This window comes from Desulforhabdus sp. TSK (genome assembly GCF_022836495.1).
Lineage (GTDB): Bacteria > Desulfobacterota > Syntrophobacteria > Syntrophobacterales > Syntrophobacteraceae > Desulforhabdus.
This window is the reverse complement of the sequence record NZ_BQXM01000042.1, coordinates 1-20,849: the sequence shown is the minus strand read 5'-3', so window position 1 is coordinate 20,849 and position 20,849 is coordinate 1. Positions and strand designations below refer to the sequence as shown.

At 53.5% G+C, this 20,849-nt stretch carries 15 protein-coding genes and 1 pseudogene; 11 read left to right on the top strand and 5 right to left on the bottom strand.

All coding sequences use genetic code 11. The features are described 5' to 3' along the window. Positions 1–8: 8 nt before the first annotated feature. The 3 genes and pseudogenes from MWC30_RS18960 to MWC30_RS18950 form a co-directional block, all read right to left on the bottom strand. Positions 9–4,703, bottom strand: coding sequence for an N-6 DNA methylase (locus MWC30_RS18960; protein WP_244085775.1), 4,695 nt, complete (start codon positions 4,701–4,703; stop codon positions 9–11). Continuing rightward, on the bottom strand, positions 4,704–7,547 hold the full coding sequence (locus MWC30_RS18955) for a DEAD/DEAH box helicase (RefSeq protein ID WP_244085774.1): 2,844 nt from the start codon (positions 7,545–7,547) through the stop codon (positions 4,704–4,706). 385 nt (positions 7,548–7,932) lie between these two features. Then, positions 7,933–8,988 (bottom strand): annotated as a pseudogene (locus MWC30_RS18950) (IS630 family transposase). Between the two features lie 433 nt (positions 8,989–9,421). Between MWC30_RS18950 and MWC30_RS18945 the strand changes: the two are divergent. Continuing rightward, positions 9,422–10,606, top strand: a complete 1,185-nt coding sequence (locus MWC30_RS18945; protein WP_244085773.1) for a site-specific integrase — start codon at positions 9,422–9,424, stop codon at positions 10,604–10,606. 270 nt (positions 10,607–10,876) lie between these two features. After that, complete coding sequence (locus MWC30_RS18940) at positions 10,877–12,037, top strand: Fic family protein (protein WP_244085772.1); 1,161 nt, start codon at positions 10,877–10,879, stop codon at positions 12,035–12,037. 302 nt (positions 12,038–12,339) lie between these two features. On the opposite strand, the gene MWC30_RS18935 is transcribed toward MWC30_RS18940, so the two are convergent. Then, on the bottom strand, positions 12,340–12,750 hold the full coding sequence (locus MWC30_RS18935) for a DUF4332 domain-containing protein (protein WP_244085771.1): 411 nt from the start codon (positions 12,748–12,750) through the stop codon (positions 12,340–12,342). Between the two features lie 170 nt (positions 12,751–12,920). Here MWC30_RS18935 and MWC30_RS18930 point away from each other — a divergent pair, with 170 nt between their 5' ends. Then, complete coding sequence (locus tag MWC30_RS18930) at positions 12,921–13,139, top strand: hypothetical protein (RefSeq protein ID WP_244085770.1); 219 nt, start codon at positions 12,921–12,923, stop codon at positions 13,137–13,139. A 37-nt stretch (positions 13,140–13,176) separates the two neighbouring features. Then, positions 13,177–14,556: an ATP-binding protein gene (locus MWC30_RS18925; RefSeq protein ID WP_244085769.1), complete on the top strand. Its 1,380-nt coding sequence runs from the start codon at positions 13,177–13,179 to the stop codon at positions 14,554–14,556. A gap of 146 nt (positions 14,557–14,702) precedes the next feature. Here MWC30_RS18925 and MWC30_RS18920 read toward each other — a convergent pair whose 3' ends face one another. Beyond that, positions 14,703–14,924, bottom strand: a complete 222-nt coding sequence (locus tag MWC30_RS18920) for an AlpA family transcriptional regulator (protein WP_244085768.1) — start codon at positions 14,922–14,924, stop codon at positions 14,703–14,705. Between the two features lie 316 nt (positions 14,925–15,240). Between MWC30_RS18920 and MWC30_RS22550 the strand changes: the two genes are divergently transcribed. The 7 genes from MWC30_RS22550 to MWC30_RS18885 all read left to right on the top strand — a co-directional run bounded on the left by MWC30_RS22550 (position 15,241) and on the right by MWC30_RS18885 (position 20,643). Then, on the top strand, positions 15,241–15,828 hold the full coding sequence (locus MWC30_RS22550; RefSeq protein ID WP_256461279.1) for a sigma-70 family RNA polymerase sigma factor: 588 nt from the start codon (positions 15,241–15,243) through the stop codon (positions 15,826–15,828). A gap of 163 nt (positions 15,829–15,991) precedes the next feature. Next, positions 15,992–17,203 carry a phage replisome organizer N-terminal domain-containing protein gene (locus MWC30_RS18910; protein WP_244085766.1) on the top strand — a complete coding sequence of 404 codons (1,212 nt, stop codon included), beginning with the start codon at positions 15,992–15,994 and terminating at the stop codon, positions 17,201–17,203. Positions 17,204–17,546: 343 nt separating this feature from the next. Next, the gene (locus tag MWC30_RS18905; protein ID WP_244085765.1) at positions 17,547–18,032 is read left to right on the top strand and encodes a hypothetical protein; all 486 of its coding nucleotides are present in this window, start codon (positions 17,547–17,549) and stop codon (positions 18,030–18,032) included. Positions 18,033–18,047: 15 nt separating this feature from the next. After that, positions 18,048–18,233 carry a hypothetical protein gene (locus MWC30_RS18900; RefSeq protein ID WP_244085764.1) on the top strand — a complete coding sequence of 62 codons (186 nt, stop codon included), beginning with the start codon at positions 18,048–18,050 and terminating at the stop codon, positions 18,231–18,233. Further along, positions 18,230–18,850, top strand: coding sequence for a hypothetical protein (locus MWC30_RS18895; RefSeq protein WP_244085763.1), 621 nt, complete (start codon positions 18,230–18,232; stop codon positions 18,848–18,850). Before MWC30_RS18900 ends, MWC30_RS18895 begins: the two co-directional genes overlap by 4 nt. A gap of 93 nt (positions 18,851–18,943) precedes the next feature. After that, complete coding sequence (locus tag MWC30_RS18890; protein ID WP_244085762.1) at positions 18,944–19,588, top strand: DNA/RNA helicase domain-containing protein; 645 nt, start codon at positions 18,944–18,946, stop codon at positions 19,586–19,588. Then, positions 19,585–20,643 (top strand): thermonuclease family protein, encoded by a 1,059-nt coding sequence (locus tag MWC30_RS18885; protein ID WP_244085761.1) that lies wholly within the window; start codon positions 19,585–19,587, stop codon positions 20,641–20,643. Before MWC30_RS18890 ends, MWC30_RS18885 begins: the two co-directional genes overlap by 4 nt. The last annotated feature ends 206 nt before the right edge of the window (positions 20,644–20,849 follow it).

Genomic DNA, 20,849 nt, shown 5'->3' with positions numbered 1-20,849 from the left:
TCTTGCTCTCATGATAACCCAGACAACCGGAATCGTCTCTCGAGCTCAGCCCATGCGATTTCATAGTCCTCCTCCCGGTTGCATCGGTCGAAGGGAGCCTCGTAGACGATGGTTCGCTCCCTGGGTCCGCCGGGGAGGGTGTCGTCCATGATGCTTCGCGAAACGCTCCCGCTCCTCATGTTCTTGATGGGCTCCCAATCGGGGCGGGAAAAGCCGACGCCAGGCAGACCCTTGCTTGCTGTGAATACAATGCGACCATTTTTATCATACCATGTGTCCGCTTCATACTGCCGAAGGACGGGAAACTGGACCCGGTAAATGGTTTTCAGCTCTTCCAGGGTGAGCCCCAGGGCCATGGCCGTGAGGACATCGATTTCTACCAAGGCTTGACGGCGCTCGTAGTCGGTGCGGAGGGCGCAATGACGGGTCCACTCCGGTGTGAGATTGGCGAATTTGGCATTGTCGAGGCGGGGGTCCCTTTTGGTCCAGCGGTCGAGGTGGAATTCTTGTTTGAAAGCCCCTGTCCACAGCTCGGTATAATGAATCGTGAGGGAGAGAAGCATCATTGCGCGTAGATGGAGTTGTTCCCGGTAGGGACTGTGCTCGTCGGGCATGGGCAACTGGCTGATGAGAGAAACGTTCGCGTGCCCCATGCCCGTTGTCTTGACCCTGAAGTCAACCGGAATCGAAATCGACAGGGAGAAAAAGTCCAGCAATTGCATAGTGTTCTTAAAGCAAGTTGCGAGACAGGTATGCACATGCCCTACTCCGGGTGGAAAAACGCTGGAAAGCAGCGTTCGTTCGCCGGATTGGCTAAGCATCTCCCGATTGATGAACCGATAATAGCTCGACACGCGCTGCTTTTCCCCCCAAGGCACCTTCGGGGTTCGCCTCTGGTATTGACTGGCATCGCACCCGGGAACATAGTTGGTCCGGGGGAGGTAATCGTCCGGGATCTCGGTCAGATCGAGAACGTCGTAATGGGCTTTTTCAGTGCAAACCCTACGTGGTGTCTTGTACAAAGGGATGCCCACGAAAAAATGAGGCCCTGAGAGCACCCATTCGTCGATGGATTTCGGGAAGCGCGTTTCACGCCGGATGGTTCCGTCGGTCACTGAATTAGTCTCATTCCAGTGTTGAGTTGAGTAATACTCGCCCTGCAGGTCACCAAGGCGTTTTGGCTGGTCGGCAAATTTTCGAAGGACGCTCACCAGTTCCCTGGAGTGTACGGCAGGCAAGCGCGCCTGTCGGGGTGGAGTGCCTTCGGAATCATAAAGTCTTGCAAAAAGAGCCAAATGATTGGAATCGACTGAAACGATCCGATTTGCGTGCCCCGTCATGTCCCATTTATCATCCCGATTCTTGACGCCAGGAGTTGGGCCAAACCCGGTATGTTCGAAACAGTTGTCAATAGTGCTGGGATGAAAGAGGTTTGCAACTGTATGGAAAGTCTCTTCGCCCGGTTTCGTATATACATTGATACTGTAGCGTTCGCGGTGTCCAATCGGGAACAACATCAACTGGTTCTGGAACTGGAAATGATACCGGAGCCTGGGATAGACAGCCTCTCTCAATGCCCCTCCTTTGGGATCGTCGTAGATCCCTTCAGGATGGAGAAAAGCCGAAACACCCGTATCCCTTCCAACCATCCAGGCCTGGGGGAGGAAACACTTGTACAGATTGGCTTTCATTCCCGCCAACGATGGATAGCTCTGCACGGCATTCAGAAAGTTCTGTGCTCCTTCGGCCTCTTCGAATGTAGACAAATAGCTGCTTCGAAGGTCATGACGCCCCAAGGTCTCCTTCCTGAGCACGGCAAGCTGGGGCGCAGTGAACGACCGGAGCACGAACAGCGGCTCGGCGTCGCCCATGACGCCCCCCTCATTCCATTCCACTTTGATCCAGGGCGGGTTTCCCACAATCAAATCGAACCCCGCGCGCTCGGCAAACAAGTCCGCAAATTCCAGCTCCCAGTGGTGAAACCGGTATTGTTCGGCCAGGCTTGAGACAAGCTTCAGCCGCTCAAACTCTCTACAGAGGCTGTCCAGATCGACAAACCCATACTGATTTGTCGTCTTGAGCTGCTTTGGTCGCTGCTCCCCCGCCGGGAACATCCGAACCTGGTTTCCGTCCATGGGAACGGGATCGTAGACGCTCCCTTCCAGGATGGCGGACACCTCCATCAGGTACTCATCCCGGCTCGGCAGGAGGTCCGCTTTCTCCATGGGCCAAAACCAGAGAGCACACCAATAATCCATGACCATTTTCAGTCGCCGGTAGGCACTGGAATGGCGAATCCCCTGGGATAGTATCTTTTCACCGAAAATCTTGTCCTTCGTCTGGATGCTCAGGGGAGTCTTTGGACCTGCCGCCCCATTTTGTCCAAACACGGGGAGGCTTTCCCTCGTCTCACTCCGGACTGCCTGGCGGTCCTCCACGCACCTCTGCCAAAGCCTGTCCACGGCCTGGGACAACCGTGCAAGGGTTTGAATCTCACTTTCCGACCAGGGTCGAATGAAGCTGCTTCGCCAAGCCTTGATCTTCTTCAGCTCCTCTTCGGCCATGGATTTGACCACCTTGTCGGTGTAACTGGCCATGCCGCTGTCCGGCAGCAGAAAATGGTAGACCGTTTTGGCTGGTCGGCTCTCGCTCAGGGGAACCCTCTCAGGAACAACATCCAGCCACGTCTGCTTTCCCTTTCTGTTCTTCTCCAGCAAATCGGCCGAAAAGACCTGCCTTCTCGCGCCGATCAACGAGTTGCCCGTAGCCAGCCGCATCCCGAACCAGGGCACGGTGGAGCCCTCATGGATCGTGTTGAGCCAGAGGGAGACTTCAGCCAGTTCCACAGCCGTCGGATTGAGGTCCACCCCGTAAACGTTATTGGCGGCAATATGGGCTTTGACCTTCTGTTTCTCTTTTGTATAGGCATCATGGGCGATGACCTGCCCCGTTTCCTGCTGTTTGAGCTTGAGATACGCTTCGGACAACTGGTTGATCACTTCGTTCAAGAACGCGCCGCTTCCCATGGCCGGCTCACAGACGGTCAGTTGCAGGATGTCGTCCGCCTTCTTGTCTTGGAGCAGTTCCTTGAGGGCATATTTCACGAGGCACTGGGTGAGGACTTCGGGAGTGTAATAGGACGCGGACTTCTCGCGGTTTCGTCCAGCCAATCGATAGATGAAGGTCCCCTTCGGGTACATCTTCAGGGTGCCGTCATCATGGAAAACTTTCTCGTTCTCCTCATACTTGGAGAGGTTCTCTGCCTTCACGAAGTAGGCAGTATCCAACTCGTTGTATATCGCATCGGCCTTCTTGACTTCATAGAGATCGGTTTCGGCAAAGAATCCGCTGTAGGAGAGCAGACCCTCATAGACGGCCCCGAGTTGGTTGATTCCGAGCTGGGCATAGCTGATTCTGCCCCGTCGTTCCCTGTTTCCTTTTGGCCTGGAGAGGGACAGCAGCTCCAAAACTCGCTGCAATACGAAGCTTCGGAATCTGACTCGGCTCAAGAGAGGAGTGTTCGCCGGATCAAAGAGATGACTCTTGAGTGGTTGCATGCGAAAGATGGGTTTGCCTGCGGTTGTCGCCAGCTGCTGCGGGCTGAACCCGCTGAAGACTAAATTGAAAAGGATTTGAAGAGACTCATGGATGAAAAAGCCGTTTCTGGACTCAGCGGTTGTGAGCGGGACCAATTCCAGGTCCCTCAAGGATTCAAGACTATACCCGGTTCGGTACTCCTCACTTTTCATTTGTGCATAGCCAAGATCCGGCCGAGCTTCGACATAGAAGAGAAAAAGAAGACGGTAGAGGTATCGGAGACACTCCCTGGTCAGCTTGTCCGAGTATTTCTTCCCGTAGATCCCTTCCTTGAGCACGTTCCGTAGGTAATGGACGGCCTCGTTTCCAATAAGTTCCACGGCCTCACGAACGGCATACTTCAGATCTTCGGAAACGGAAAAGGCATGCTTGTGGGAGTTCTCATCCAGGGTATCGAGCAGACAGATCCCGTCCTGCGGGCGGGTGCTATCCATGGAAAGGAGCGCCGCCACGGCACGAAGGGTTGATACTTCTCTTCGCCCGAGGATTTCCGGTAGATCGAATCGGAGGAATCTCTTCTCATTCCATTTGGATCGATCCAGGAGGACCACATTGAAGTGGCTCATGAGCATGATCCACCTGGGGGGCTCTGTTTGGGTAAAAATCTTCTTGGTGATCAGGTCGGCCAGGCAGTCCTGCAGCACCATCTTGTCGGATTCAATCCCGGAGTACTGACATTGGGCAATACAGAGGTCGAGGGGGTCAACGGATTCATCCGGCCGGCAGATGGTCTCAATGGCCCACAGGTCCGGAACGCCGCTCTTCTTTTTGATCTCACAGATCAGGGGTAAAAGCTCGCCGGTATCCAGTTCCTTCACCACGGGGGCATAGGGGTAGCCAAGAGCTTCCAAGAGCATCGGGAAGAACTCATGCTGGGCTTCCAGGATGTTCTCAGAGTTTCTCAATTTCTCAAGCTGGCTTCTAAACGTGAAATACCGCCGGGCCAGTTTTTCGAGTTTGTTGTAGGGCGGCTGTATGTTCTCTTCTTCTTCACGCTTGCTCCAGGTGGCGAAGAGGTTTTTCAGATCATTTTCAAGGATCACGCTCAGGTAGTGCTGGGTGTAGAATTCGTTTTCATTGCTGATTCCGGTGAGATCGAGAGCCATCTACCTGCCTCCCTTCAAGACGGAAACCACACGGATGTACGGGAACTTCTCCGTGCTCATCGTCTCTTGAATCCAGTCCAGATATTCATCGAAGATCCGCTCGATCTCCCGCCGTTCCTTTTCCTTTCGATCCAGAACAATCTGAGTTGCGGACCTGTTCTGTGAAAACCGGAATTCAAGCTGCACGTACTTTCTGCCTTTGAGCCGTTCAAGTTCCTTGTACTGCACATCGAGTTTTTCGTTGATGACCTCCTCGAACTCGTCACGTCGAACCTTCATCCACTCGTAGGCCTTCTCGACTGCCAGGGGAATCAGCTTCTTTAGCGATAAGGTGTCAACTTCCACCCCTTTATTCGGGTATTGCTTCCGGTGGATTCCGGTCCTTTTCAGCACATCTTCCATATCGATGATAGAAACGAACGCGTCGTTGATGAACTGAATGCCGAACCACCGATGGACAAGGGGATGACCTTTCCGGTTCGGAACGAGTCCTGACATGATGAAGATCGATTCGCCCGGCTGGAGGCCTCCGTTCAGGGATAGGACAGGAGCCTGATTGCGGCCGAAGGCTGCCGTGACCTTATCGTTTACCCAATTCATCACGGGGTGTTGCTCCCAGAGGAGGTGAATTCGGGGCCATACCTTTTCCTCTTTCCGACTCCGTTTGATTTCCTTCATGATCTCATTGCGGTCGGCAGAAAGAACAAACCGCCCATCCTCCGGCCAGATCTCTCGCGGCATGAATTTGAATCGGTTTTCCAGTTCAGAGGGGGCAGTGATATTGGCGCTTTTCTGATTGTCATCGAATTCGGCCTGAATAGGCTGAACCCGCCTGACATATTCCACGGCTTCCCTGAGGTAGGTAAAATCATCCGGGAAGAGGGACGGCATGAGCATCTTTGCTTCATCCGTTGTCTGTCCGGTCGGGACCTCTTCTTCTCCCCAAAGGATTGCCAGGGGATCAACGGCGGCCGCCTGCAGCCTGGATTCAAAATCCTGGGTCGTGAGGTTATCCTCGATGGCCTTGGCCGTTATGTTTTCTTCAAGCTCGATGTCGTAAACTCCCATGAGAGCCGACGGGTCACCGATGTTCTTAACTGCCTGGTCATCCTTATCGATGAGAAGATCCAAGATCCTGGTATCTCCCCGAATATCTTCATTCCGGCTCTCGGTCATGAGATAGACGATGGTCGGTTCCCGCTCCTGTCCATATCGGTCGATACGACCGTTGCGCTGCTGGAAGACCATGAGGGACCAGGGGATGTCGAAATGAATCATCTTATGAGAGAGGAAATGGAGGTTGATGCCTTCGGATGCAACATCGGAAGCCAGGAGCAACCGGATCGGGGCTTCTTCCTTCCCGAAGGAATCAACGATGTCCTGTTGCTCGATATCGGACAGCCCACCATGGAGGATGGTGATCTGATTCTCCTTCAATTTGAGATCACGTTTCAGGTTCTCTTGGAGAAACTTTAGAGTCTCAATCCTTTCAGAGAAGACAACCAGTCTGTCCAGAGGATCTTTCCCGTCCCAGCCGAGTCCACTTTTTTTGTCCTGAATAACCATCAAGAGCTTCTGGTACTTGCTGAAATCACCTGCGCCGACCTTGCCCAAGACCTCTGCCAATTCCTCAAGAGAGGCTATATCGCCGTCAAATGCCGGATCGTTTTCATTCTTCAGTCGATTGATACGGTTCTTGACGGTCTGGAGGCATGCCGCCGGACTTGAAAACAGGGCCTTTTCCAGAGTCGTCTTGAAGAGCTTTCCGGCCGTCCGACGTTGGTCGATTTTGGTGAAGCTCAATTCGGCAAAGGTGTCGAAAACCTCCTCCTCAAGGGTCGTTGCCTGGCACTTTGCCTTGCTGATCTTCCGCTCTTTGAAGGACTGCTTCACCTGGTCCTTGATGTCTTTTTTGAATCGCCGGACGAAGAGTCCCTTGATGTCCTCAGGGCCGTATTTTTCAGGATCAGCGATGGCGGTCGGATTGAGCATGTTCATGAGGCTGGCGAACGCCTTCGGTTTGCCGTCGTGGGGAGTGGCAGAGAGCATGATTAGGGTATCGGAACGAGAAGAGAGAAGCTTTGCCAGCCTGGATCGTAGGGAATTCGTGCCCCGTTCGGCCACATTGTGTGCTTCATCGATCACGATGATGTCCCAGGTGCAGCTTTCCAGGTAGGTTCGGTATTCGATATCCTGCTTCAGGGTGTCAATTGAGATGATCGATTTATCGAAGTAGAAGAAAGGATTGTGGTTGGTCGGAATGCGGGAGCGAATCCGTTGAATCCCAATCGAATCCAACCGGGTAAGAGGGATGGTAAAACGGCTCCAAAGCTCCTTCTGAAACTGAGTGAGCATGCTCTTGACGGTCAGAACGAGAATTCGTTTCCCACGGCCTCGCTTGATCAGTTCAGTCAGCAGAATCCCCACTTCGATGGTTTTCCCGAGCCCAACGGCATCGGCAATCAAAATTCGTTGGCGGGGCTGCTTCAATGCCTGAATGGCGGGGTCAAGCTGATAAGGGACGACATCCATGGCTGCCTGATGGCCGATGTAGAGGTTTTCGTCCGTTGGCGGGGTTTGCCGGAGCAGGCTCTCCATGTAGAGGAGCGAGTCCCGGTAATAGTTGGAGCCATCCGGAACCAGTTCGGTGTCGGCTGGGTCCATGACCTGAATGTTCTTGTCGATTTCATCCAGGAAGATAGCTTCCTTGTCTCTCACCAGCTCGGAAAGACCGACCACCGAGAGGGCCTGGCCTCCCGTAGAAGTCCGATCCACCTTCCGGACCAACCACTCAGCGTCTCGGATCACCACCCTGGCACCAGGAGCAAAGACTGTCTTCTGCATCAATCACTCACTTCGAAGGTTATGAAAGGGGATTTTCTGTCCATCCGACCGAATTTTTATGCTCCTGTGTCAACACATTGTCAATCAGGAGATTCCTCGGCTTGGCGGGTGTCGTTTCAAAATGCAAATGTTCTATCGTTAGAGATTTATAGATGGGATGTTGTTGCCTACATGACCGTGGGTAGACGAAAGCAGCACTAACACCTCCTGGTTGGCTAACTGGCGGATTGAGGTACTCTTGTTGAGCGATTCCGTTTTGGCAGCGGATTATTGCGATTATTCAAAAAAAGAAGGCTTTGAATTTGGGGTGTTTTAGCCACTTTCTCAACCAAGTCCATGTCTGAGTATGACTTGAAGTTACTGTAAACGACGCTTGCTCTATACTCTACGCGGCTGAGATATGGACTTTCTTGAATGACTGAAATTTCCATGTCAGCAAGGATTCCAAATCGTCGGGATACTCATAAGGCGCAAACGTGATGCACCGTTGAATCGCTGTCCTGAATTTCTTGAAATCGGGGTAGAACCGGGAGTAAAGGCATTTCTTACGCAGAAACCGCCAGTAGCGTTCAATCAAATTGAGCTGTGGAGAGTAGGATGGCAGAAAGAGGAGTTCTATTCCCAGGTCGGCGGCAAAGCACTGTACAAGGGCACACTTCTGGTATCTGGCATTATCCAAGACGATGGTGATGGGCTTTGATCCATAGTACAGAACAATCTGGAGCAGGAGCAGGCATACGCTTTGCGCATTGATGTAGGTTTCATTGGTGAGAGTGAGGACTTCTTTCGAGACGGCATTGAGGGCGCCGAGAACGTTGAAGCGCTTACGCCCCGATGGAGAGGGGATGAAGACTCTGGCAAAACACCACACCATCCCCAGAAAGGCTCCATGCACGAAATGAGCGGCGTCCATAAACAGCATGACTCGCTTTCCTTCTCTGGCCTCGGCCAATCGGGGCTCAAGCTCTCTTTGCCTGAAGCTCTCCTGCTCTTCCTGCTTGTCCGGATCTGCGGCCCTGCCCGGGATCGCCCCCATTTTGCGTCACTTCATCCCGATGCGTCTGAGAAATGCTCTGATCTGAGTGGGAGAGCGCTTGATTCCGGTTAACTGCTCGATGACAGCCTGTGCCTCTGCTATCGTACGAGGCAAATGATCTTTGAAGTAGGCCTCAAGAGTGGGCTTATGCTCGAGAAGTCTATTGGGCTGCCCCTTGTAGCGTAATACCTTAAGCCCTTCCAGGCCACAATCCTGGTACTGCTTCAGATAAGCTGCCAAAGTGGTTTTCGAGATCCGGCAAAGCCGACGGATCTCCTTGTGCGACATCCCAGTGCTCTTCAGATAGAGCACTTCCATCTTCTTTTGAACCTGTGGGCTCGGATGATGGTATCGCTCATAGTCCAAACTATCGATGATCTCGGGGCTGAACTGGACTTGAATCATGGTGTGCTCCCTTCTTAAGGGTTTCTTCCAGGAGGACGTTACACACCAGGCTCAAAAAAGTCCAGGATTAATCCGTTCGCAGTATACACTGCAAATCTGGCGAACTCAGTCTCGGTCAAAGCAATGCCACCCTTTTTCGTCATCCACGTGGGCCATGAGAGGCTGTCTTCTCCATGGCCTAAAAAATGGGGACAAAATGGGGATAAATTCGCCATCAACAGAAAAAGGGGTTAACGATTGTGATCGTAACCCCTCGAATTTCCTGGAGCTGGCGATGGGATTTGAACCCGCAACCTGCTGATTACAAATCTCAAGATTGATATATTCCACTTGCTTATCTGAAGTAAAAATACAATAATTACAACAGATTTAAAATGACATTCGGTTAAATGAATCGATCTAAATCACGCTTCTGGCTAGAAGGGAGCTAGAAATGCCCAAGGACATGTTCCGCGTTCAGAAGTTCGTGGGTGTCTATTACAGAGAGTCCGATCAGAGAAGACACCACGGCAAACCGGACCGTTGCTTTTATATCACCTATCGAGACGCTTCCGGGAAATTTATCTATGACAAAGTGGGTTGGGGCTCCGAAGGATACACTGCCGCCCTGGCGTCTCAGCTTCGCGGGGAGCGTCTGCGCCTGATCCGCCACGGAGAAGAACTGCCCCGCGAACGCAAGAAGAAGGGGGTTCTTTTCAGTGAGCTATGGGATCGTTACGACACGTGGCTCCAGGCGAACAAGAGCGATCCTCGCCATGACCGCTGCACCTACCGCATTCACTTGCAAGGCCGCTTCTCCGGAAAAACACTCGATCAGGTTGCTCCATTGGATCTGGAGCGCATGAAGGACGATTTGCATCGAGAAGGGAAGGCCGCCGCAACCATTAAACACTGCCTGGTTCTGGTGCGGCAATTGTTCAACAAAGCCATTGCCTGGGAGCTCTGGGAGGGGAGAAATCCCGTCAGCGCCATCAAGCTCCCTAAATTGAACAACGAAAGACAACGCTTTCTGACGGTTGAAGAAGCCGAAAGATTGATGGCGGAGTTGGAAAAGCGTTCTCCTCAAACTCGCAACATCGCTTTTCTTTCTCTCTACACGGGCTTGCGGGCGGGTGAGATCTTTGGTTTGAAATGGCACGATGTGGATTGCAAAAACGGAATTATCCATGTGACGGGCAAGGGTGGGGGACAAGAGAAGGTCTATATGACCGATTCAGTCAAAAGGCTTTTCGATCAGATAGGAGAGGGCAATCCCGACGATCCCGTCTTCAAAGTTCGGGGTGGAGGAAAAGAGCATATCAAGGAGGTCAGCAAGGCCTTTTTCAAAGCTGTCGAGAGTGCTGGGCTCAACGAAGGGATTGTCGATCCTCTTCAGAAGGTGACTTTTCACACCCTGCGACACACTTTTGCCTCCTGGCTGGCGCTGCGCGGCACTCCACTCTTTACCATTCGGGAGCTCATGCGGCACAAGGACATCCGAATGACCATGCGGTACAGCCACCTCATTCCCGACCACAAGAGAGAGGCCATCAATGGGATTGAAAAAACAGTTCAGGAGCATCGATTGTCTGAATCTGTATCCAGTGATGCTTCCGGGTCTCCTCAATCGCATCCATAGCACGGAGATCTTTCAAACGAGCTTCGAATAAGGCGTTGCCGTAATATTTCTCACCGTGAACACTCCGGTTTCTTCGTTAATAAATTTTTCGATGTTATATTTTATTAATGTTCCGGCTAAGTAAATGTTTCTTTAGTAAGCGGCTAACCAGCTTTCTCTCCGAGATTCACGCAATAGCAGGCTGAGCTTGCGTGGCTGATTGTCGGAGAAAATAATCGGAGTGTGGGGAACATCGGAGAGTTTTCTATCCTCTCATGGAAGGATTTGTATATGAAGCGGCAAACAGGCGTCTATCGTACCTGCTCGACGGCGGGAGAAAGTTACCGGGTGTATCTACCAGATCCGCTGCCTCCCTCTCCCCCTCTCGATTTAGATAGCGAGCATCATGACCTGATGGAAAAAGCAAATCGGGCATTGGGTCGGTTGGACGGTCTGACGCTACTGCTACCGGATACCTCTCTTCTGTTGTACTTTTATGTGAGAAAAGAGGCCCTGCTATCGAGTCAAATCGAGGGCACCCAGTCCTCCTTTAACGATCTTCTGTTGTTCGAGAACGATGAAGCTCCCGGTGTACCCCTGGATGATGTTCAGGAGGTTTCCAGTTATGTCGCGGCGATGACCTACGGTCTGGATCGTATGCGCGATGGGTTTCCTCTCTCTTTACGACTCATCAGGGAGATCCACGAGGTTTTGCTTTCTAAAGGTCGTGGAAGCAATAAAGGGCCGGGGGAGTTTCGCCGATCGCAAAACTGGGTTGGTGGCTCCCGCCCCGGAAACGCAACCTTCGTCCCACCGCCTCCCGAACTCCTGATGGAATGCTTGGGAGCTCTCGAAAAGTTCCTTCATAACGACCCAGTATCCACGCCCGTGCTTATCAAAGCTGCCCTGGCGCATGTCCAGTTCGAGACGATTCATCCCTTCTTGGACGGCAACGGTCGCCTGGGTCGCTTGCTGATCACTTTTCTGCTGTGTGCCGAAGGCGCCTTGACCGAACCCGTGCTGTACTTGAGCCTGTATTTCAAGGCACACCGACAGGAATACTATGACTGGCTGCAGAAAGTTAGGTGTGACGGTGACTGGGAAGGCTGGCTGAAGTTCTTTCTCACGGGAGTGATGGAGACATCCGATCAAGCGACCCAGTCCTCAAGACTCATTCTGAAGCTTTTCGACAAGGATCGTGAACAAATTGAGCGGCTTGGGAAGGCGACCGGCACCACCCTTCGAGCCCATCAACTGATAAAGGCAAAGCCGCTTCTATCGATCCCCTCGGCAGCGAAGGCCCTCGCACTTACCGTCCCAACCGTTACACAGTCTTTTCACGTCCTTCAGCAGTTGGGGATTGTGCGGGAAATAACCGGGCGGAAACGAGGGAGACTCTTTGCCTATTCGGAATACTTGAGCATTTTGAACCAGGGAACGGAACCTCTATAATCCACTTGCCCTCCGAGAGGATCGCCATGGGCGGGATCGAGAGGACACTTCAAGCGCATCGCCTGTCCGAACCTTCCGATGCTTCAGCTACTCTTCAAAATCATCAAGAGCGTAACGCAACATCTGACGGTTTGCAGCTGCCGTGAGACCAGGATAAAATAAATGTTTGATAAACATAAAAACTGACGATGTTGAAGTTGCCAGCCAGTAAGGTGTCTCTGCAAGGCACGTACGATGTTGCTCAACACCGCCGGCACCGTTTCTGCGGCGCCGGTGCGGCGGGGCGATTGTTCAGGTGGGAATCAATACTCGAGCATCCGAGGCAGTGATTTGGCCTGTTCGATCCATTTCGACACTTCGGATTCCGCAGGCTCTCGGCGAGTAAGCTTCTTTTCTTTATTCACTGCCGACATCGTTTGAGTGAGGTTGGCTGCATTTCGTCGTGCGAGCTCGGGCACCGTGTCTACACCCGCAGCTTCGAGCAACTCCGAATATTCGGAACCGACACCCTTTATCCGATAAAGATCCACCATATTTGCGAATTTCAAGATCTCCGCTTCAGCCAATCCAGTTTTCTCTGCAAGCTCCTTTCGCTGTCTGGGCGTACGTGTGTTTGCGAGAAGCGAATCTGTGTCCTTAACTCCCGCAGAACGGAACTTTTCTCCTATTACAGCACCGATGCCTTCAACATCTTCAATCTTGTGATTTGCCATGCGTGATTCTCCTTTTGGGTGGTGAGGAGTGATAATTTTGACATTATACCACCAGCCTCTTTTCTTTGAGCATAGGAAAACTGCTATATCTGCGATTCTGGAAACGCTGATCATAACGACATTGACGCTTATACAAAGAAGCAGCCGGTCTGAAAAAAGAGAGATATCCTTTGCTGATCGAGCTGGCGGACGAGCTTGTCTCGATAGAACAGAGATCGACGGGGCTTCCAGCATCTTTGGCCGTCATCATCCAAAAGGCCTGGATGAAAAGTACCCCAAGAAAGATTCAAGAGCGCTGGAAAAATGAAAGCGCCGATCAAGATGGTCCTGCCGGAGACAGCAGTGGAGTAAAAGCATTGAAATTGAATCGCCTAAATATTATATACTGATAAGTATAATACTCTAAAGTATATCCATGGAGGCGATATGGCATTCATTGACAGGGAAAGGGAGCTGGGGTTCCTGGAAGAGAAGTGGATGGAGCCGCAAAGTCAGTTCATTATACTCTGGGGCAAACGGCGAGTTGGTAAAACCGAATTGGTGAAGCAGTTCATCAGCGACAAACCTCACGTCTATTTCCTTGCTGAAAGCACCAACGAGAAGGAGCAGTTGTTCCGTTTCTCGCAGGCGCTCGGCCGGTTTTTCCAGGAGCCGCTTCTGGAAACCCGCGGCTTTGCAGGATGGGAAGAGAGCTTCGCCTACGTCAGGTCGAAGAATGAGCGGTTCGTGCTCGCCATCGATGAATTTCCCTACCTGATGTGGTCGAATCCGGCCATCGCCGGCCTTTTTCAGAAGGCATGGGACGAATACTGGTCGGGGACCAAGGTCTATGTTCTCCTTCTGGGCTCCAGCATGGCCATGATGGAAAACGAGGTATTGGGCTACCGCTCGCCGTTGTATGGCAGAAGAACTGGGCAATGGCGTGTTGATCCTCTGAGTGTTGCCGCGGCGAGTCAGTTCAGGCAGGGAAAACCCTATGAGGATAGGCTTGCCCATTTTTCCGTTGCCGGCGGCATCCCGGCATACTGGCTTCAGTTGAGCTCCAAGAAAGATTTCTCTCAAAATCTGAAGGATCACGTTCTCAACAAAGGGGCGATGCTCTACGATGAAGTGGAATTCATCCTGCGTGAAGAGCTTCGGGAGCCACGCTACTACTTTGCACTGCTGCAGGCCATTGCCCAGGGCAAACGGAAATTGTCGGAAATCGTGAACGCTACAGGAATAAGCCAGCCCGTTGCCAACAAATACCTCGGCGTTTTGGGAGATCTGAAGATTGTTGAGCGCGAGTTGCCGGTGACGGAAGAAAAGCCTCTTAAGAGCAAGAAGGGGCTTTATCGGATCACCGATGAATTCTTCCACTTCTGGTTCAAGTTCGTGTTTCCAAGACGCGGAGAGCTTGAAATGGGCAGAGTCGAAGGGGTCCTGGCAAGTATCAACAAAGCGCTTCCTCAGCATCTTTCCAGTGTATACGAGAAAGCAGCCATGGAAACACTCTGGAGAAATATGGACCGCTTCTTCCCGTTTTCCGCCGTGGGAAGATGGTGGGATCGGAACGAAGAAATAGATGTCGTTGCAGTGAATCGGGATTTGGACTCCATCGTCCTTGGCGAAGTCAAATGGAGTGAAAAGCCGGTAGGGATCGATATCTATGAAGCATTGAGGCAGAAGGCAAGCCAAGTGGTATGGGGGACGAAGGAGAGAAGAGAACTCTTCTGTCTCTTCAGCAAGAAAGGGTTCACCGATGCAATGATAAGACGGGCGAGTGAGGAGGGTGTCGTTCTGTACAACGAAGAGACCGAAATGTGACAGCCTTAATAGGAAGCGCCCTTTTTCAACACGAAAATCCGGGGCTTTCTTGTGAAGGAAAAGGCTGCTCTGCATTGAAACATCAGAAAATCTTCAGCCAGAGAACAGGACCTCTTTAGTTGTCTTGTCCTCCGACAGGGAAGCCATCAACGGATTCGAGAGGACAGTTCAAGAGCATCGGTTGTCAGAATCCGCTGATTCTTTAACCACTCCTCGAAATCATCCAGTGCGTACCGCACCTTCCGGCCCAGTTTGAAGTAAGCGGGTCCCTTGCCGAGGTGGCGCCACTGCGTGAGTGTCCCCTGGGGGATTCCGAACTTTTCTGAGATCTCTTTTGGCGACAGGTATTTTCGTTCAAACGCTCCCATGAAAGCCCTTTCTTTGGCTCAGCCAAGTCTCTTTTATTCTCCACGAGTTCCGAACCGGTCTCGCAAGTGGACCCTACAAACTCTTGCTTGTCCTTCTATAAAATTTATCGTCTTACCCTGCCTTAGTTTTCCTCGCTTTAACCCTTCCTGAATCATCCGAAACACAAGCGCTTTCATTCAATCTCTACGAAACAGTGCCCAAAACTGTCCCGGCATTTCCCATCGGTTTTCCACCCTCCGTGAGACCTCCGTGATTTTCGGCGGACCCAATCCTCCGTAAGCTCGCCTTCAACTCTTCGGGACACCTCCAGGAGCAATGTGGAGGTGTCCTGTGAGTTGCGAGTATGGGGACTTGTTCGAGGAATGGGAGCTGGCGTTGGTCGGAAGTTTGATTTCAAAGTTTGGGAGAAGCTGGGAATGCCTGAGGAAGGAGGACAAGGATGATCTGCAGCAGGAATGCTTGATCCATTGGTATCTCAATCGAAAATCTTATGACCCGCTCAAGGAGGTGTCCCGGAGGGGGTTCATGGCTTCTGTGATTCGAAACCGCCTCATGGATCTTGTCCGTGAAAAGAATGCGGACAAGAGGAAGGTCTCTCATTGCTGCGTCGAATTCCCTCCTGAAGACGACGGCCTCATTCCCTCGTCCGACTGTGTCGTCCGGGAAAGTCCTTCGCTCTCCATGGATTCCGCAGATCTCCTCCATCTGGGGATCGATCTAAAGCGTACGGTTCGAAAATTAACCCCGCGTCAGCAAAAAATCTGCCATGGCCTGGGGCCTTCAGGGCTCAGCGCCAGGGAGGTGGGCAGGCGGCTCAAGATTCCATCCACCACCCTGCATCGAGAAATCGGCCGGATTCGAGATCGCTTCGAGCAGGTTGGTCTCGGCGATTACCTGGAGTGAACCGGAACGCTTTGGGTTTGTTTCACGTAACCAATGAGTAACACGGTGTACTCGGCACCTGATGGCGCTGCGCTTCGTACTTTTCCGGAATCGTTCGTTTGGAGGAGCACGGCGCCCCGAGTATGGCGGAGCTTCGTCCCTTCTACCCGGAAGGTCCCCCCCCATGGAATGGCTACGACTCTACACGGAAATCACGCGCGATCCCAAATTGAGGCGCCTTCCGGCAGAACATCGCTGGACCTGGATTGCCTGCCTGTGCATTGCACGGCGCTCTCCACGGCCGGGGTACCTTCTGTTGGCTGAAACGCTGCCGGCGGAAATTTCAGACATCGCCGACGAGGCGGCGGTACCGGTCGAAGACGTTACACGGGCGATTGAAACGTTTCAATTTTACGGCATGCTGTTTCAAGAAGGCACCGTTTTCAGAATCGCCAAGTGGGACAAACGGCAATTCGAAGGCAAATCATCCACCGAACGGGTGCGGCGGCACCGGGAGAAACAACGAAACGCCGTGGAAATGCCGGCTGCAAAGCCTCATCCCGCCTCGAACGAGGAGGATTCCGGCACAGAGGAAAAGCATTCGGGAGGTGTTGCTCAAGGGATCGATAAAACGTTTCAGAAACGTTACCCACCCGTTCCGGAAACGCCCCCAGAATACAGACTACAGAATACAGAAAACGACTACTACAAACAGAGTGCCTGCAAGGCACCGGTCACTCCGCCCGCCCCGCTCGCATCCGTTGTCGTCGTTTCTTTGGGGGAAAAAGACAAGACGCCGCCTCAGCCGGAGGATTCGCTGAGTCAGCTCCTGGAGCTGATTCCACCGAGCCACCGTAAGGAATATCTGCGGGAAAAGGTCCGGGATTTCCTTGAAGACAAAGGCCCTGCCTACGTTCGAAGAAATATTCTCTACGCTAACAGCCATGCGAAGCAGGATTACCGGGCATACCTGGGGCAGTCCCTGAACCGCGACTGGGGAAAAAGCATGGTGGAAGACCTGGCCGCACAGGAAGAACGCGAAAAGGAGGTGAGAAAAGCGCTGGAAGCGCGGGAGAGGGAGGAACGGGAAGCCGAAGAGCGTTACCGGCAGGCGTCGGAACGTTTCGCCTCCCTTCGCCCAGAAGAACGTCAGCGGATCGTGGAAGAAGTGAAGCGGAAAAACCCGCTCGTGAGAATCCATTCGTTCAGGCCCGAGACCCTGGAAGCCCTGGCCATCAAGTACCTGGAGGAAAATCATGTCTCTTTTCCCGAAGAAAAAAGCCCGCAAGCAGAGGGTGGCGCATGCGTCGAAGCTGCTCCCGGAGAACCTGCCGCCCCAGCGGTGCCCGGTACACGGGACCCGCCTCGAAGCGCGCAAAACCTACTACGTGTGTGAAGCCTGTCGCGCGGAAGCTCTCAACCGGAGAGCGGCCGGAAGGTGGTATGCCCGCCGGTGCAGGAATTTTTCCTGCCGCACGACCTTTCTCACCAACGCCATGCAGCAGGTCCGGTGCCACCGGTGCACTCGGCGGAAATACGGGGAGCCCTTTGGACGTCATGCTGAAAAACGGGAATACCTGCCCGATCTGTAACCAGAACCTTGCCCAGTGGCGCACCACCTGCGGGAGGACTCGATGCAAAGCCGCCTATGGCATTTTTCAGATGAAACGATTTGCTCATGTGACCCCGATTCAAACACGCCGTCATTTGCTCTTTTCGTCGGACGAGAAGTTCTCTGGGTGGGAAAAATCGCCGTCGAGCCCGGTGGGCTCTGGCTGAGGCAGGTCGCCTGCCTGGCCAGGCAATCGGACCTTCTCGTCATCGAAGGCCAGTACCTGCCGGCCAACCTGCCGCCTCGGGAAGCGATCAAGCGATGGCCGTCCCTGCTCACGCTGATCGTCGCCCGGGGGGAGATCCAGGCCCAGTGGAAAGTGCTGGGGAAAACGGCCCACGTGGTCCAGCCCGGCACCTGGCAGAGGTCTCTCGGCGCCTCCTCCCTGGGCCGGGATCGGCTGAAGGGGCTCAGTCGCATGAAAGCGTCCGACATCCTTCAACGGAAGGTCACCGATCACAACATCGCCGATGCAGTGAACCTCGGTCACTGGTTCATCGAGGAGCGCCAATGGCAAGGAAAACTAAAATCCCATGCCCCGACGGGGATATCGCTTACGTGTCCTTCTGCAACACGTACTGCCGGAAGAGACCGGAATGCCCCTCGTGGGTGAAAAAGGAGAAAGCTCATGATTCAAAACCTGCTGGCGGAAATCAAACAGGTCCAGTCGACTCAAACCAACGGAGAACGGACGGCCAAGGTGGTGCTCTCCTTCACGGTGAATACCCCCGAGCATGAAGCGTCCCTCAACCGCCTGATCGCTCTGCAGACCCAACTCGTACTCATCGACATTCGACCCGAGGAGCAGCCATGAAAAAATTTCTCGTTGCCTTTTGGCTTGCATGCCTGAGTGTGCCAGCGTGGGGGATGGACCCGGTGCAGTACATCGTGGAGCATTCCCCGGAGCTGCAGCAGTTCCAGGCCCAGAGTCGCTGGTACAACCAGATCAGCGTGAAAGCCACGACCCGGGGACGATATGGGCAGACGGCCCTGCTTTCCGAAGACGATGCCACTCTCGAAAGCTCAGGAAACCAGGCCAGGTCGACTTTCGACTTCACCATTTCGGCGACCCTTCCTCTCATTTGCCCCAAGGAAGCCCTGGACAGTCGGGTCAAGTACTTCGCTACCCTGCGTTCCATGAGGACCGAAGCGGCCGCGGCCATCGCCAAATACCAGGCCCTTCGCTCCTGGATCACAAGGGAAGAGACCATCCTTCAAGACTTCAGAAACGAGCTGGACTGGATCCAAAAGCGGGTGGAGGCCGGTCTGGAAGACACCAAAGCCGCCATTTCCAAAACCATAGAGATTAAAACCCGCATCCAGGGGCTGGAATCCAAACGGCCGGAACTGCAGGCAGCTTTGGAATCCGTTCTGTCGCTCGTAGACGGTGAGCACAGGGAAAAGCTGAAAGCGATCCTGCAGGGGATATGACCGAAATCTCCTGCCGGATCATCCCCACCTTTGCATCCTTTCCCATGAGACTGACTATGGGGATGAGGGATCGTAGAGATTTCGATTTGCACTATGGTTAAGATTTGGTCCTTCATCCAGCGTCAAGGTGAGAAGTCCAGGTCCCTTCGCCTGTGTATTCGCCGGGCCATGAAGCATCGTGACGCCTTCACGGTAAAGCCCGGCGATGTAGTGGTGGTCGAAGGGGGACCGGGAGCGGGTAAGGCGAAGTTCGTTTCTCAGCTTCGGAACAATCTGGAGCGGGACGATCTTCCCTGCGTCTTCGTGGATGCCAACGAATCCCGCACCCGGTGGCTTCGGGAATACACGAAGCAGCTGCCCACCCGAATCACCAACACGGATCGACGCCTGGAAGCCATCATCGAACGGATTCTGCCGCCCCACTACTACCTCATCATTACCAACGCCGACAAGATCACGGACTCCAAGCTCGACACGGTCAAAGAGCTCATCGCCAGGTCCCGGTCCATCATCCTGGTGACCATGGATTACAACATGATTCACACGAAAGTCATCGGCATCCTTTCGTCCCCGAGACTCGTCACTCTCGGCAGCGGCAAGACGACGTTCGACTGCACGTACCTGCTCATGGGGGGATTCATCATTTTTCTCGCGCTGTACGGCTACAAGGAGATGCTCTTCATTGCCGCTGCAGCTCGGTATGTCTTCATTGGAGTGAAATCGAGGATGAAGGGATGACCTGGCTTTCTCATGGCATTTGTGGAGTGGCTCTGGCTTTGGGAAGCGACTACCCCCTGCCGGCTTGTGTTGCGGGAAGTCTGGCCCCGGATTTGGTGGAACGGGTCAGCAAGAGGGTCATTCCTCACCGCACCATCTCCCACAGCCTGATTCTCTGGCTACTGGGCATGATGACTGCCTGGTGGACACCGCTCTTTCCATTTTTTCTGTCGGCCCTGGTTGCTCACCTGGGGCTGGATGCCTTCAACCCCATGGGAGTGCCGCTCTGGGACGGGACAACGGGAAAGCGGCTGACCCTTTTTTACGGCCGCCTTCGAAACGGTACTACGGGGGAATGGGTGCTGGCCTTCAGCGTGGCTTTCCTGCTCTACGCCGTCATTCCGGCCTTCCAGGCGAGGCACGCGCAGTCCATGGCGCGATCGGAGCTCATGTCCCCCTACGAGATGCAGCAGATCCGGAAGAAGCTGACTCCCTTCCTGCAATTCTTTCAAAAAGAGCCTCCGCCGCAGCCACTGCCAGCCCCGGCTATTTCCCTGGATGGCTGGGATGTCGGCACTCGGCTGCGCGATAGAGCCGCATCCCAGGACGTACCGGACAAAAAAAATTCGGTGAGGAAGGACCCGAACGCATCACTTTCAGCCACCGTCCTCTCTGCATACGACGGGGACACCCTGACAGTCAGGATGGGGGCAAGGGTCGAAAAAGTGCGGCTCATCGGGATCGATTGTCCGGAAAAAGAGCAGGCCCCCTGGGGGATTCGGGCCAGGGACTTCGTCAGATCGAGAGTCCTTCGCAAAAGAGTGGCCATCGAAATGGACCTGGTTCCACGAGACCGATACGGACGGCTGTTGGGGTATGTGTGGGTGAACGACCGCCTGCTGAACGAAGAGTTGGTCGAGCAAGGGTTGGCCATGCAATACAGCCTGCCGCCCAATGTGAAATACGCAGCGAGATTTTCCAAAGCGGTCCGAAAAGCGCGCGAGAATAAAGCCGGGTTCTGGCGTGAAGGAGGATTGGAAATGTCTCCTTCCGAGTGGAGAAGAAGCAAGCGGTAAAAATCCGATTCCAGCCTGTTGGGAGTGATGATCCTCGTTTGCCGGTGAAACGGCTGCAGCTCACCCCTTCCTTCCCAGCATCTCTGTTCCGGTTCGAAAGGCAGAAAAGAGGTCGGGGTATGGGGGAAGTCGTCGTTAGGGGCAGTGTCGCATGGGCGCGGGGGGGTGTCAAGGGGCGAGATGTATCGTGGGAGCGGTCTGGCGGG